The organism is Duganella vulcania (assembly GCF_009857655.1).
Classification (GTDB): domain Bacteria; phylum Pseudomonadota; class Gammaproteobacteria; order Burkholderiales; family Burkholderiaceae_D; genus Rugamonas; species Rugamonas vulcania.
The window spans coordinates 89,435-101,569 of the sequence record NZ_WWCX01000011.1; the positions used below are offsets into that span (position 1 = coordinate 89,435).

The window sequence follows — 12,135 nt, forward strand, 5'->3', positions numbered from 1 at the left end:
CTTCAGGCGCAGCAGGCGGCGTATTCGAGCAACATATCCTCCAGAAACAGCTTGGGCGACAAGGGGTGATCGGCAGTCGCCCGCCGCTCGTTGGCGCCCTTGATGGCGGCCAGCAGGCGGCTGACGTGGATCTTGCCGGCCAGGCTGGCCAGTTCCTTCTGGTAGCGCGGATAGTAACGGATGTTACCTGCCAGTTTGTAGGAAAACACATCATAAAGCCAGCGCTGCAACCAAGAAACTTGTGCACTCAGCGGCACTTTTTGCAGTTTGTCGGCAACTTTCAACGCGCCTTCGACGCTCGGATGGGCCAGCAGCTGCAGCAGCACTTCCAGATCGTCGCGGTTGCCCACCTCGGCCTGGGCCATCGCCGCCAGCGGCGCGCCGCCCTGCTCGCGCAGCCAGCTGTCGGCATCCGGCACGCCCTGCGTCTTCAGCCAGGCCAGCGCCTCGGCGTGGCTGGGCATCGGCAGCGCGAACTTGCGGCAGCGCGACAGGATGGTCGGCAGCAGCCGGTCCAGGCTGTTGGAGGCCAGCAGGAACACCGTGCCCGGAGGCGGTTCCTCCAGCGTCTTCAGCAGCGCGTTGGAGGCCGGCATGTTCAGCGCCTCGGCCGGATACAGCACCACCACCCGCAGCCCCTGGCGGTGGGTGGAGATGTTCATGAAGTCCGCCAGGTTGCGGATCTGCTCGATCTTGATTTCCTTGGACGGCGCCTTGGTCGACTTGGCGGTCTTCTTGGCCTCGCCGTCGCCCTCCTCGCCTTCGGCGGGCTCGTCCTCGAGCGCCTCCGGCCGCACGCGGCGGTAATCCGGGTGGTTTTGCTGGGAGAACCAGCCGCAGGACGCGCACTGGCCGCAGGCGTGGCCGTCCGGCAGCACGGCCTCGCACAGCAGGCCCTGGGCGAAGCGCTCGATGAAGTCGGACTTGCCTATCCCGGCGGCGCCGTGAAACAGGATGGCGTGCGGCATGCGCTGGCGCAGCAGTTGCAGCTGCTGCCAGGACGACTCCTGCCATGGATATATGGAATTGCTCATCGTTGTCATGCCAGCAATTGGTCGAGGATGGCCGCGATCTGGACCTGGATGTCGGCGATGGACCGGGTCGAGTCGATCACGCGGAAACGGGCCGGGAACTGCGTGGCGCGGCGCAGGTACTCGTTGCGGGTGGAGGCGAAGAAATCGGCTTTCTCCTGCTCGAACTTGTCCAGCGAACGGGTGGCGTCCAGCCGCGCGCGCGCCACTTCCAACGGCACGTCGAACAGCAGCGTCAGGTCCGGCTGCAGGTGTGGATGCACCCAGTGCTCCAGCGCTTCCAGCTTGGCCAGGTCCATGCCGCGCCCACCGCCCTGGTAGGCGAAGCTGGCGTCGGTGAAACGGTCGGAAATGGCCCACGCGCCGCGATGCAGCGCCGGCTCGATCACCTGCGCGATGTGCTCGCGGCGGCTGGCGAACATCAGCAGGGCCTCGGTTTCCAGGTGCATTTTCTCGTGCAGCACCAGCTCCCGCAGCTTTTCGCCCAGCGGCGTGCCGCCCGGCTCGCGCGAGCTGACCACATCGACGCCGCGCGCCTTGAGGTAGTCGCCGACGAAGGCGATGTGGGTCGATTTTCCGGCGCCGTCTATGCCTTCGAAAGTGATGAATTTACCGCGGTGTTGAGTCATGAATTGCCTAAAACTTATCTTTGGAACTTGTTCACCGCCCGGTTATGGTCGGTCAAATTATCTGAAAACTGGCTGGTGCCGTTGCCCTTGGAGACGAAATACAGCGCCGGCGTCTTGGCCGGGGCCAGCGCTGCCGTCAGCGATTGCACGCCCGGCAAGGCGATCGGGGTCGGCGGCAGGCCGGTGCGCGTGTAGGTATTGTACGGGGTGTCGGTCTCCAGATCCGATTTGTGGATCTTGCCGTCGTATTTGCTGCCCATGCCGTAGATCACGGTCGGGTCGGTCTGCAGCAGCATGCCCAGCTTCAGGCGGTTGACGAACACGCCCGCGATCATGCCGCGCTCGGACTTTTGCCCGGTTTCCTTTTCCACGATCGAGGCCATGGTCAGCGCCTCGTACGGCGTCTTGTACGGCAGCGCCGGGTCGCGCTTGTCCCAGGCGTCGTTCAGGCGGCTCAGCAGCATGGCGTGCGCCTGCTTGTAGATCTGCAAATCGCTGGCGCCCTTGGCGAACAGATAGGTATCCGGGAAGAACAGCCCCTCCGGCTGTTTGTACTCGGAGGCGATGGCGTTCATCACTTCCTTGTCCGACATGGCGACCGTATCGTGCTTCAGGCCCTTGTGCGCGGCGATGGCCGCCCGCATCTGACGGAAGGTCCAGCCTTCGATGATGGTCAGCTGTTCCTGCGCGAACTCGCCGCGCACCAGCTGTTCGATCAGGCGCAGCGGCGTGGTGCCCGGCTTGAGCTCGTACGTGCCGGCCTTCAGCTTGGCGCTCTTGCCGGTCACGCGCGCGAGCAGGTTGAACAGCACCGGCTCGATGGGCACGCCCGCTTCGGCGATCTGCTGGCCGGCGGCGTGGGCGCCGCTGCCGGGCGCGATGTTGAATTCGATGGCTTCGATCTCATCGCCGATGATCGGATGCTGCGACCAGTACATGAAATAGGCGCCGCCGGCGATTGCCAGCAGGATGCACAAGGTGATGATTTTTTTAATAAAAGCCATTGTTAAAGCCGTAGGGTTGGAACAAGTCGCACAGCTTGCCACTTCTTGGCACAGTCCGCCAGTGCCGCGTTTTGCGCGGCATCCGACGCGATCCGTCCGACATCACTATAATGAGCCCGTAATGATAATGCTTTAATCGTCAAATTATTGGAAATTATGTCTTCTTGGAATGAACTTTTAGCACAGCAAGCCCAGGCGCTGACCACCACGCAGCTGGCCGTGGGCTTTGTCGCCCCGCTTGGCGACCAGGGCCTGATCGCGCTGGACGGCGAAGAATCCGCCAGTTTCCTGCACAATCAGCTAACCAACGACGTTGAGCACCTGGGCCAGGGCGAAGTCCGGCTGGCCGGGTATTGCTCGCCGAAGGGCCGCTTGCTGGCCTCGTTCCTGATGTGGCGTAACGAAACCACCATCTTCCTGCAGCTGCCGCGCGAGATCCAGGCGCCGGTGCAGAAGCGGCTGGGCATGTTCGTGCTGCGCGCCAAGACCAAGCTCAGCGACGCCACCGAACTGCCGGCCAGCCAGGTCGCGCTCGGCCTGGGCGGCGGCATGGCCGAAGAGGCGCTGCAAAACTGGTTCGACCCGCTGCCGGCCAGGCCGTTCACCAAGGTCGACCATCCACTGGGCACGCTGATCCGCGTGGCCGACGTGTTTGGCGCGCCGCGCTACCAGTGGCTGATGTCGGCCGAAGTGGCGCAGACGGTGGTGCCGGAGCTGGCCGCCAAGCTGTCCGTGGGCCGCACCGACGCCTGGCATCTGTCGGAAATCCATGCCGGCATCCCGCAGATCACCAAGGCCACGCAGGAGCAATTCGTGCCGCAGATGATCAACTTCGAGCTGCTGGGCGGTGTCAATTTCAAGAAGGGCTGCTACCCCGGGCAGGAAATCGTCGCCCGCAGCCAGTATCTGGGCAAGCTCAAGCGGCGCACCACCCTGGTCAGCATCGCCGACGCGGCCGCCGCGGCCGGCGTTGAGGTGTTCGCCACGGCCGATCCCGAACAACCGTGCGGCATGATCGTCAACGCCGCGCCCAACGGCAAGGGCGGCATCGACGCGCTGGTGGAAATGAAACTGGCCGCGATCGAAGCGGCCTCGGTCCGCCTCGGCTCGGCGGACGGCGTGCCGCTCACCTTCCTCGACATGCCCTACGTGCTGGACCCACTCGACCTCTAGCATGGACTTCTACATTTATTATCAGGTCAAGGATGCCGACGCGGCGTCCTTGCTGGCGGCGGTCGTCCCGATGCAGGCGGCGCTGGGCGCGCGGCACGCTGTCGCATGCCAGCTCAAGCGCCGCCCGGAAGTCAAGGACGGCATGCAGACTTGGATGGAGGTCTACGCCGCCACGCCGGCCGGATTCGCCGGCGCGCTGGACGCCGCCGTCGCGCAAGCCGGCCTGGCCGCCTGGACTGCCGGCCCGCGCCACACCGAAATCTTTACGGATCTAGTCCCATGTGCCTGATCGTCTTTGCCTGGCGGGTGATCCCGGCCGTGCCGCTGGTTGCCGCCGCCAACCGCGACGAGTTCTACCAGCGCGCCACCGCGCCGGCGGCCCCGTGGCCCGAACATCCGCAGATCTTCGCCGGCCGCGACCTGCAGGCCGGCGGCAGCTGGATGGGCATCGCCCAGCCGGCCGAGTGCGGCAAGGCTTCGCGTTTCGCCGCCATCACCAACATCCGCGCGCCGTCCGAGCACCGTGACGACGCGCCCTCGCGCGGCCGCCTGGTGGCCGACTTCCTGGCCGGCTGCATGACGCCGCAGGAATACGTCGACGCCATCCGCGCCGACGCGGGCGCCTACAACGGCTTCAACCTGGTGCTGAGCGACGGCGAGACGCTGATCTGGTTCTCCAACCGTGGCGACGCCGATCCGCGCAACGGCAAGCCGCTGGAGCCGGGCGTGTACGGCCTGTCGAACGCGCTGCTCGATGCGCCGTGGCCCAAGGTGCTCAAGACCAAGGCCCAGTTCGCGAGCCTGCTGTGCCTGGGCGCGCCGGATGACGCCTACTTCGAAATGCTGGCCGACACCACGCCCGCGCCGGACCAGCGCCTGCCCGAGACCGGTGTGCCGCTGGACCTGGAGCGCATGCTGTCGGCGGTGCGCATCGAGAGCCCGAGCTACGGCACGCGCACCTCAACCGTGGTCAAGCTATATGCGGAAGCGCCGGCCACGCTGCAGGAGATGCTGATCCACTAGGCCGCCTTGCGGCTATCAGCCGCCGGGCGCTTTACTGCTGCTTCATGTGGGCGATCAGCTGGTCAAGCGCCTTGCCCCAGCCATCCCGGAAACCCATCTGCTTGTGCGCTTCGACGGTGGCCTCGTCCTTGTGGCGGGCGCAGGCGATGTAGCGGGTGCCGCCGTTGGGCAGCGGCTCCATCCACCCTGGGATCGACATCCTCGACGATGTCCGTCATGCTTGCGCCCCTTAAAAGGTGTACTGCATATTGATGTGGGCGATGCCGGCCTCGAAGAATTCGTCGCCGTCGATGGCGAAGCCGTGGCGCTCGTAGAACGGGGCGGCGTGCGATTGCGCGCTCAGCACCACCTGCTTGTCGCCACGGGCGCGCGCCTGCGCCATCAGCACTTGCAGCAAGGCGCCGCCGACGCCGCTGCCGCGCGCGAACTGGCGCACCGCCATGCGGCCGATGTGACCGTCCGGCAGCAGGCGCCCGGTGCCGACCGGCGTGCCGTCCGCAGCGTAGGCCACCGCGTGCAGGCAGGCCGCGTCCATGTGGTCCATCTCCAGCTCGGCGGGGACTTTCTGTTCTTCGACGAAGACTTCAAAGCGTATCAGTTTCGCGTCGGCGTTGAGGGCGGTCCAGTCTCCGGTGCGGATGTCGTGCTTGGCGGTGAGGGTCATCGGCTTGCTTGGCTAGTTGCGGAAGGCGTGATTGTCGCATGCGGCGCCGTCGTGCGGCGCTTCCACGCCTGGAAGATGCGCTCGGCCTGCGCCTCCGCATCGGCCCGTTGCCGGGCGCTGATGGTCTTGGTCCAGCCGTCGAGCATTTCCTGCGGATAGACCACGCTGTCGGGGTTCATGGCGGTCACTATCTTGTTGGTCGCAAGCTGTTCCATGTAGAGCTCCGGCGCGCCCGCCGCCACGCCCAATCCGCGTCGCGCACCATGTCTTCGACCGATGCTCCAGCCGCCATGGAGGGCGCGGCATGACCTGGCGACGCAGCGGTCTGCGGCAAGGTAGCGCCATGCTGCTGCGCGGCTGATGGCCGCGCACACGACAATATCAGCCCGGCTTCATCCTTGCCCGCAATGCCTCGCGCACATGCGGCGTGGCGGCATACGGATCGCCGGGGTTGCTGCCGGCGACGATGTGCTCCATGCGCTCCTGCACGCCGGCCAGCGCGCCCGGATGCGAGTAGATGTAGAAGTCGCCGTCCGCGACGGCCTTGAACGTCATCTCCGCCACATCCTGCGCCGACACCTTGCCCGACGAGACCGCCTTGTCCGTCATGGCCTGGGCCGCCAGCTGGCTGGCGGTCGGGCCTTGCGTCATGCGCACGTCCTCGGGACGGTTGCGGTGCGACTGGCTGATCCCGGTCGGCACAAAATACGGACACAGCACCGATGTCCCGATCGGCGCGCCAACCAGTTGCAGATCCTGGTACAAAGTCTCCGACAGCGCCACCACCGCGTGCTTGGAGACGTTGTACACGCCCATCGCCGGCGCGTTCAGCAGGCCCGCCATCGACGCCGTGTTGACGATGTGGCCCTCGAACGAAGGATCGCTCTTGGCCGACTCCAGCATCAGCCTGGTGAAGATGCGCACGCCGTGGATCACGCCCCACACGTTCACGCCCATCACCCATTCCCAGTCGGCCTCGGTGTTTTCCCAGATCAGCCCGCCCGAACCGACGCCGGCGTTGTTGAACACCAGGTGCACGGCGCCGAATTCGGCGATGGCGGCGTCGGCCAGCGCCTGCACCTGCTCGCCCTTGCGCACGTCGCACAGGCGCGCGATGACGGCGGCGCCCTGCGCCTTGAGCGCGTCCACCGCGCATTCCAGCGCATCGGCCTGGACGTCGGCCAGCACCAGCTTCATGCCTTCGCGCGCCGCCACGTTGGCGAATTCGCGCCCCAAACCGCTTGCGCCGCCGGTGATGACGACGACCTTGTCCCTGAATGTTTTCATTAGATGAGCTTGACCAGTTGTTTGCCGAAGTTATGCCCTTGCAGCAGGCCCATGAACGCTTGCGGCGCGGCCGCGAGGCCTTCCGCTACCGTTTCGCGGTATTTGATCTGATGATTGGCGACCAGCGCGCCCAGCTCCTGCAAGCCCTGCTGCCAGAATTCCATGTGCTCGGTGACGATGAAGCCGCGCAGCGTCAGCCGGTTGAGCAGCAGCAGGCGCGAATGCTTGATCGGCAGTTCCTTGCCGTCGAAGCCGGCGATCAGCCCGCACAGCGCCACGCGGGCGTAGGCGTTGGTGCGCGCCAGCGCGGCGTCGAGGCAGGCGCCGCCGACGTTTTCAAAGATGGCGTCGACGCCTTCCGGCGTGGCCGCCGCCAGGTCGGCCTCCAGGTCGCCGGCCTTGTGGTCGACGCAGGCGTCGAAGCCCAGCTGCTTGACCACATACTCGCACTTCTCCGGCCCGCCGGCGATGCCGACCACGCGGCAGCCCCGCAGCCTGGCCAGCTGCCCGGCCACGCTGCCGACCGCGCCACTGGCCGCCGACACAACCACCGTATCGCCCGCCGCCGCCTCAAGGATCTGGTTGAAGCCATACCACGCCGCCATGCCGGGCATGCCGACCACGCCAAGGTAGGCCGACAGCGGAATGCGCGTGGTGTCCAGCTTGCGCAGCAACACGCCGTCGGACACGCCCATCTCGGCCCAGCCCAGCATGCCGCCGACGAACTCGCCGACCTTGAAGTAATCGTTGCGCGAGGCCACCACCTGGCCAACCGTTCCGCCTATCATCGTGTGGTCTAGCTGTTGCGAGGCGGCATAGCTCTTGGCCGCGCTCATGCGCCCGCGCATGTACGGGTCCAGCGACAGGTAGTGGTTGCGCACCAGCACCTCGCCGTCGTCCAGCGGGCGCATGTCCACCGTCTCCATCCTGAAATTCTCCGCCGCCACCGGCCCGCGCGGACGCGAGGCCATGACGATGCGATGGAACGTCTTGGGGATCTCCAACGTCATCGTCACACCGCCGACACGCCGCCGTCCACCGCCAGGATCTGGCCGGTGATGTGCTTGCCCGCGTCGGAGGCGAACAGCACCGCCGCGCCTTTCAAGTCCTCGTCGTCGCCCAGGCGGCCCAGCGGCGCGTCCTTGGACAGCTCGTCCGGTCCCAGTTTCTCCAGCAGGCCCTTGGTCATCTTGGACGGGAAGAAGCCCGGCGCCAGCGCGTTGACGGTGATGCCGTGGCGGCCCCACTCGCCGGCCAGCGTGCGCGTGAAGTTGACCAGCGCGCCCTTCGAGGTGTTGTAGGCGATGGTCTGCATGGTGCCGGGCGGGTTGCCGGCCAGGCCGGCGATCGAGGCGATGTTGATGATGCGGCCGTAGCCGCGCGGGATCATCGAGCGCTTGCCCACCAGCTGCGACACCACGAAGATGCTGCGGATGTTCAGGTTCATCACCTTGTCCCAGGCTTCGACCGGATGATCCTCGGCCGGCGCGCCCCAGCTGGCGCCGGCGTTGTTGATCAGGATGTCGATGTGGCCGAGGTGGGCCAGCGCGGCAGTGACCAGCGCGTCCGCATGCGCGTCCTGCGACAGGTCGGCGGCGACCGCATGGGCGTTGACGCCGTGGCTGGTCAGGAAGGCGACCGCCTCGTCCAGGTCCGCCTGCTTGCGCGAGGAGATGACGACCTTGGCGCCCTGCTCGCCCAGCGCCAGCGCCATCTGCAGGCCCAGTCCGCGCGAGCCGCCGGTGATCAGCGCGGTCTTGCCGGCCAGGGAAAACAATTCTTGGGTAGTACGCATAGTCGGTGTCCTTAGATTTCGTAGTCCATGCACTGGCGCGCGTCGCGCACGGCGGCGAAGAACGGCTTGATCGCCACATGGTCGGGATGGTTCTGGTACTCGTCCAGCGCGGCCTTGTCGGTGAACTCGGAGTACATCATCACGTCATAGGTCGCCTCCAGGCCCGGCTGGGCCACGACGGCCTCCAGCTTCAGCAGGCCGGGCACCAGGCCGACGCAGCCTTCCAGCAGCGTCTTCATCTTGGCCGCGTTGGCGGCGCGGTCGGCGCCCTCGGCATGGTCCTTCAATTTCCACATTACGATGTGCTTGATCATCTTGTCTCGCTTGTCTAGAACCACGCGTCGCGCATGTCGAGCGTGGTGGTGTCTATGCTGGCCAGCAGTTCCAGCTGCTGTTCGACCTTCGGCAATTCCCAGCGGAAGAAATAACGGCAGGCTTGCAGCTTGCCGCGATAGAAGTCGGCGTCGCCGCTATCCAGCGCGGCGGCCGCCAGCAAGGCCTGCTGCAACCAGATCCAGGCGACCACCACGTGGCCGACCGCTTCCAGGTACAGGCTGGCGTTGGCCAGGGTTTTGTTCATGTCGCCGGCAGCATACAGCTTTTGCGTGACGACTTCCACTGCCTGCCAGGCCGCGTCCAGCGCATCGGCGTGCGCCAGCAGCTCCTGGCTGATCTCCGCCAAGCCAGCCGGCACCGCATCCGGCGCGCCGACGCTGCCGCGCACCTTGCGCACCGTCTTGCGCAGCTCGGCACCGAAGGCCTTGAACAGGGCGCCGTCCTGCATGCTGGCCTTGCGGCCCAGCAGGTCGAGGCCGTGGATGCCGTGCGTGCCTTCGTGGATGGCGTTGAGGCGGTTGTCGCGATAAAACTGTTCGACGTTGTACTCGCGCGTGTAGCCGTAGCCGCCGTGCACCTGGATCGCCAGGCTGTTGGCCTCCACGCACCACTGCGACGGCCAGGACTTGGTGATCGGCGTCAGGAAGTCCAGCAGGCGGCCCGCATGTTCGCGCGCTTCCGGCGTCTCGGCACTGTTCTGCTCGTCGACCAGGCGGGCGCTGTACAGCACCAGGCCGAGGCCGCCCTCGACGTAGGCCTTCTGCGCCAGCAGCATGCGCCGCACGTCGGTGTGTTCGATGATGGGCAGTTGCGGCTGGGCCGGGTCCTTTTGCGCCGGATGGCGTCCCTGCGGGCGGTTGCGCGCGTAGTCCAGCGCGTGCAGGTAGCCGGTGTAGCCCAGCACGGCCGCGCCCAGGCCGACCGCGATGCGCGCCTCGTTCATCATGTGGAACATATTGGCCAGGCCCTGGTGCGGCTGGCCAACCAGGTAGCCGATGGCGCCGCCCCTGCCCTGCGGCTGGAACTTGCCCTCGCCGAAGTTGAGCAGGCAGTTGCTGGTGCCGCGGTTGCCCATCTTGTGGTTCAGGCCGGCCAGCACGACGTCGTTGCGCTCGCCACGGCTGCCGTCGTCGTTGACCAGGAACTTGGGCACGATGAACAGCGAGATGCCCTTCACGCCCGGGATCAGCTTGCCGTCCGGGCCAGGGATCTTGGCCAGCACCAGGTGGATGATGTTGTCCGACAGCTCGTGCTCGCCGGCCGAGATCCACATCTTGTTGCCGCTGAGGCGGAACTGGCGCTCGCCCTCAAGGCCGGGCTGCGGGTCGGGCACGGCGCGGGTGGTGATGTCGGACAGGCTCGAGCCGGCCTGCGGCTCCGACAGGCACATGGTGCCGAAGTAGCGGCCGGCGAACATCGGCTCGGCGTAGCGGCGCACCTGTTCCGGCGTGGCGCTCTTGAGCAAGGTGTTGGCCCCGCTCATGGTCAGGAAGGTGTAGGCGCTGGTGGCGACGTTGGCCGCCGTGAAGTACGCGGACAAGGCCTTCTGCACCACCACCGGCAGCTGCATGCCGCCGTGCTCGTAGTCCTGCCCGGCCGCCATCAGGCCGGCGGCCGAGTAGGCGTCCAGCGCCGTCTTCACTTCGGGAATGTGCTCGACGCTGAGGCAACCCTCGCCCGGCACGGCGTGCGCCTCCTGGCTGTCGCCCTTCTTGTTGTGCGGCGCGAACAGCTCGGTGGCGAGCTGCTCGGCCGTGTCGATGGCGGCATCGAAGGTTTCGCGGTTGTGATCGCTGAAGCGGGCGCGCCGGGTCAGCGCCTCCGCGTCCAGCCACTCGTACAGCATGAAGCCAAGGTCGCGGCGCGACAGCAGTAGGGACCGCATGGCTTACACCACTTCGAACAGGCCTGCCGCTCCCTGGCCGCCACCGATGCACATGGTGACCACCACATATTTGACGCCACGGCGCTTGCCCTCCAACAGCGCATGGCCGGTCAGGCGCGCGCCCGACACGCCGTACGGATGGCCGACCGCGATCGCGCCGCCGTTGACGTTGAGGCGGTCCATCGGGATGCCCAGCTTGTCGGCGCAGTACAGCACCTGCACGGCAAAGGCTTCGTTCAACTCCCACAGGCCGATGTCCTCGACCTTCAGGCCGGCCTTCTTCAGCAGCTTGGGAATGGCGAACACGGGACCGATGCCCATCTCGTCCGGCTCGCAGCCGGCTACCGCGAAGCCGCGGAAGATGCCCAGCGGTTGCAGGCCCTTGGCGGCCGCGGCCTGCGCGCTCATGACGATGGCGACCGAGGCGCCGTCAGAGAACTGGCTGGCGTTGCCGGCGCTGATGACGCCGCCCGGCATCGCGCTGCGGATCTTGGAGACCGCTTCGTAGGTGGTGTCGGCGCGGATGCCCTCGTCGGCCGAGATGGTCACTTCACGGGTCAGCAGCATGCCGCTGGCCTTGTCGGCCACGCCCATGACGGTGGTCATCGGCACGATCTCGGCGTCGAACAGGCCGGCCGCTTGCGCGGCGGCGGCGCGCTGCTGGCTCTGCACGCCGTATTCGTCCTGGCGCTCGCGGCTGATGTTGTAGCGCTTGGCCACGGTTTCCGCCGTCTGCAGCATGGTCCAGTAGATTTCAGGCTTGTGCTGGTCCAGCCAGACATCCTTGTACATGTGCAGGTTCATTTCCTGCTGCACGCAGGAGATCGACTCCACGCCGCCGGCGGCGTAGATGTCGCCCTCGCCGGCGATGATGCGCTGGGCCGCGCTGGCGATGGTCTGCAGGCCCGATGAGCAGAAACGGTTGACGGTCATGCCGCCGGTGGTCACCGGGCAGCCGGCGCGCAGCGCGATCTGGCGAGCGATGTTGCCGCCGGTGGCGCCCTCGGGGTTGGCGCAGCCGATCAGCACGTCCTCCACCTCGCCCGCCTCGATGCCGGCGCGGCTGATCGCCGCCTGCAGCGCGTGGCCGCCCAGCGTGGCGCCGTGCGTCATGTTGAACGCGCCTTTCCACGACTTGGCCAAACCTGTGCGGGCGGTTGAAACAATGACGGCGTCGATCATGAAAGTCTCCTATGAGTGGGTGTTTTTAGTGAATCGAGAATAGCATATTTTAGTACGGTCGTTCGCAAATATTTCTGTAAGTTTCGTGTAAGTTTCAAGCAAGCTTGACGTAAGCTTCGCGGGCCA

The 12,135-nt window shown here is 66.3% G+C and carries 15 protein-coding genes; 3 read left to right on the forward strand and 12 right to left on the reverse strand.

Annotated features, from left to right (window positions below):
- Window positions 1-2: 2 nt before the first annotated feature.
- From GTP90_RS10005 to mltG, 3 genes are read right to left on the reverse strand one after another with little or no spacing between them, the layout of a single operon-like run.
- Entirely contained in the window at window positions 3-1,034 is a 1,032-nt protein-coding gene (locus tag GTP90_RS10005; RefSeq protein WP_161083377.1) for a DNA polymerase III subunit delta', read from the reverse strand.
- A gap of 5 nt (window positions 1,035-1,039) precedes the next feature.
- A complete protein-coding gene (gene tmk, locus GTP90_RS10010) occupies window positions 1,040-1,660 on the reverse strand; it encodes a dTMP kinase (RefSeq protein WP_161083378.1) in 621 nt (206 codons plus the stop codon).
- Window positions 1,661-1,674: 14 nt separating this feature from the next.
- On the reverse strand, window positions 1,675-2,664 hold the full coding sequence (gene mltG / locus GTP90_RS10015; protein WP_175048037.1) for an endolytic transglycosylase MltG: 990 nt from the start codon (window positions 2,662-2,664) through the stop codon (window positions 1,675-1,677).
- 156 nt (window positions 2,665-2,820) lie between these two features.
- On the opposite strand from mltG, the gene ygfZ reads away from it, so the two are divergent.
- Genes ygfZ through GTP90_RS10030 form a run of 3 tightly spaced genes read left to right on the forward strand, consistent with a single transcriptional unit; the run spans window position 2,821 to window position 4,860 of the window.
- Window positions 2,821-3,837: a CAF17-like 4Fe-4S cluster assembly/insertion protein YgfZ gene (ygfZ, locus tag GTP90_RS10020; RefSeq protein WP_161083379.1), complete on the forward strand. Its 1,017-nt coding sequence runs from the start codon at window positions 2,821-2,823 to the stop codon at window positions 3,835-3,837.
- Window position 3,838: 1 nt separating this feature from the next.
- On the forward strand, window positions 3,839-4,126 hold the full coding sequence (locus GTP90_RS10025; RefSeq protein ID WP_161083380.1) for a DUF4936 family protein: 288 nt from the start codon (window positions 3,839-3,841) through the stop codon (window positions 4,124-4,126).
- A complete protein-coding gene (locus tag GTP90_RS10030) occupies window positions 4,117-4,860 on the forward strand; it encodes an NRDE family protein (RefSeq protein WP_161083381.1) in 744 nt (247 codons plus the stop codon). The genes GTP90_RS10025 and GTP90_RS10030 overlap by 10 nt, the downstream gene beginning before the upstream one ends.
- Before the next feature lie 31 nt (window positions 4,861-4,891).
- Here GTP90_RS10030 and GTP90_RS10035 read toward each other — a convergent pair whose 3' ends face one another.
- The 9 genes from GTP90_RS10035 to GTP90_RS10075 all read right to left on the reverse strand — a co-directional run bounded on the left by GTP90_RS10035 (window position 4,892) and on the right by GTP90_RS10075 (window position 12,009).
- The gene (locus GTP90_RS10035; RefSeq protein WP_254451804.1) at window positions 4,892-5,059 is read right to left on the reverse strand and encodes an SRPBCC family protein; all 168 of its coding nucleotides are present in this window, start codon (window positions 5,057-5,059) and stop codon (window positions 4,892-4,894) included.
- Window positions 5,060-5,089: 30 nt separating this feature from the next.
- Complete coding sequence (locus GTP90_RS10040) at window positions 5,090-5,524, reverse strand: GNAT family N-acetyltransferase (protein WP_161083382.1); 435 nt, start codon at window positions 5,522-5,524, stop codon at window positions 5,090-5,092.
- A complete protein-coding gene (locus GTP90_RS10045; protein WP_161083383.1) occupies window positions 5,521-5,739 on the reverse strand; it encodes a hypothetical protein in 219 nt (72 codons plus the stop codon). Before GTP90_RS10045 ends, GTP90_RS10040 begins: the two co-directional genes overlap by 4 nt.
- A gap of 166 nt (window positions 5,740-5,905) precedes the next feature.
- Window positions 5,906-6,811: an SDR family oxidoreductase gene (locus tag GTP90_RS10050; protein ID WP_161083384.1), complete on the reverse strand. Its 906-nt coding sequence runs from the start codon at window positions 6,809-6,811 to the stop codon at window positions 5,906-5,908.
- Complete coding sequence (locus GTP90_RS10055; protein WP_161083404.1) at window positions 6,811-7,809, reverse strand: MDR family NADP-dependent oxidoreductase; 999 nt, start codon at window positions 7,807-7,809, stop codon at window positions 6,811-6,813. The genes GTP90_RS10050 and GTP90_RS10055 overlap by 1 nt, the downstream gene beginning before the upstream one ends.
- 14 nt (window positions 7,810-7,823) lie before the next feature.
- The gene (locus GTP90_RS10060) at window positions 7,824-8,606 is read right to left on the reverse strand and encodes an SDR family oxidoreductase (protein ID WP_161083385.1); all 783 of its coding nucleotides are present in this window, start codon (window positions 8,604-8,606) and stop codon (window positions 7,824-7,826) included.
- 11 nt (window positions 8,607-8,617) lie between these two features.
- Window positions 8,618-8,920 (reverse strand): Dabb family protein, encoded by a 303-nt coding sequence (locus GTP90_RS10065; RefSeq protein ID WP_161083386.1) that lies wholly within the window; start codon window positions 8,918-8,920, stop codon window positions 8,618-8,620.
- Window positions 8,921-8,934: 14 nt separating this feature from the next.
- Window positions 8,935-10,827, reverse strand: a complete 1,893-nt coding sequence (locus tag GTP90_RS10070) for an acyl-CoA dehydrogenase (protein WP_161083387.1) — start codon at window positions 10,825-10,827, stop codon at window positions 8,935-8,937.
- Window positions 10,828-10,830: 3 nt separating this feature from the next.
- Complete coding sequence (locus GTP90_RS10075) at window positions 10,831-12,009, reverse strand: acetyl-CoA C-acyltransferase (RefSeq protein ID WP_161083388.1); 1,179 nt, start codon at window positions 12,007-12,009, stop codon at window positions 10,831-10,833.
- Window positions 12,010-12,135: the final 126 nt, after the last annotated feature.

What these genes read in the sequence shown, in the direction of transcription:
- GTP90_RS10025 (WP_161083380.1), top strand. Translation starts at nt 3,839, where the DNA reads ATGGACTTCTACATTTATTATCAGGTCAAGGATGCCGACGCGGCGTCC.
- GTP90_RS10070 (WP_161083387.1), bottom strand. Translation starts at nt 10,827, where the DNA reads ATGCGGTCCCTACTGCTGTCGCGCCGCGACCTTGGCTTCATGCTGTAC.
- tmk (WP_161083378.1), bottom strand. Translation starts at nt 1,660, where the DNA reads ATGACTCAACACCGCGGTAAATTCATCACTTTCGAAGGCATAGACGGC.
- GTP90_RS10045 (WP_161083383.1), bottom strand. Translation starts at nt 5,739, where the DNA reads ATGGAACAGCTTGCGACCAACAAGATAGTGACCGCCATGAACCCCGAC.
- GTP90_RS10005 (WP_161083377.1), bottom strand. Translation starts at nt 1,034, where the DNA reads ATGAGCAATTCCATATATCCATGGCAGGAGTCGTCCTGGCAGCAGCTG.
- mltG (WP_175048037.1), bottom strand. Translation starts at nt 2,664, where the DNA reads ATGGCTTTTATTAAAAAAATCATCACCTTGTGCATCCTGCTGGCAATC.
- GTP90_RS10060 (WP_161083385.1), bottom strand. Translation starts at nt 8,606, where the DNA reads ATGCGTACTACCCAAGAATTGTTTTCCCTGGCCGGCAAGACCGCGCTG.
- GTP90_RS10065 (WP_161083386.1), bottom strand. Translation starts at nt 8,920, where the DNA reads ATGATCAAGCACATCGTAATGTGGAAATTGAAGGACCATGCCGAGGGC.
- GTP90_RS10030 (WP_161083381.1), top strand. Translation starts at nt 4,117, where the DNA reads ATGTGCCTGATCGTCTTTGCCTGGCGGGTGATCCCGGCCGTGCCGCTG.
- ygfZ (WP_161083379.1), top strand. Translation starts at nt 2,821, where the DNA reads ATGTCTTCTTGGAATGAACTTTTAGCACAGCAAGCCCAGGCGCTGACC.
- GTP90_RS10035 (WP_254451804.1), bottom strand. Translation starts at nt 5,059, where the DNA reads ATGTCGATCCCAGGGTGGATGGAGCCGCTGCCCAACGGCGGCACCCGC.
- GTP90_RS10075 (WP_161083388.1), bottom strand. Translation starts at nt 12,009, where the DNA reads ATGATCGACGCCGTCATTGTTTCAACCGCCCGCACAGGTTTGGCCAAG.
- GTP90_RS10040 (WP_161083382.1), bottom strand. Translation starts at nt 5,524, where the DNA reads ATGACCCTCACCGCCAAGCACGACATCCGCACCGGAGACTGGACCGCC.
- GTP90_RS10050 (WP_161083384.1), bottom strand. Translation starts at nt 6,811, where the DNA reads ATGAAAACATTCAGGGACAAGGTCGTCGTCATCACCGGCGGCGCAAGC.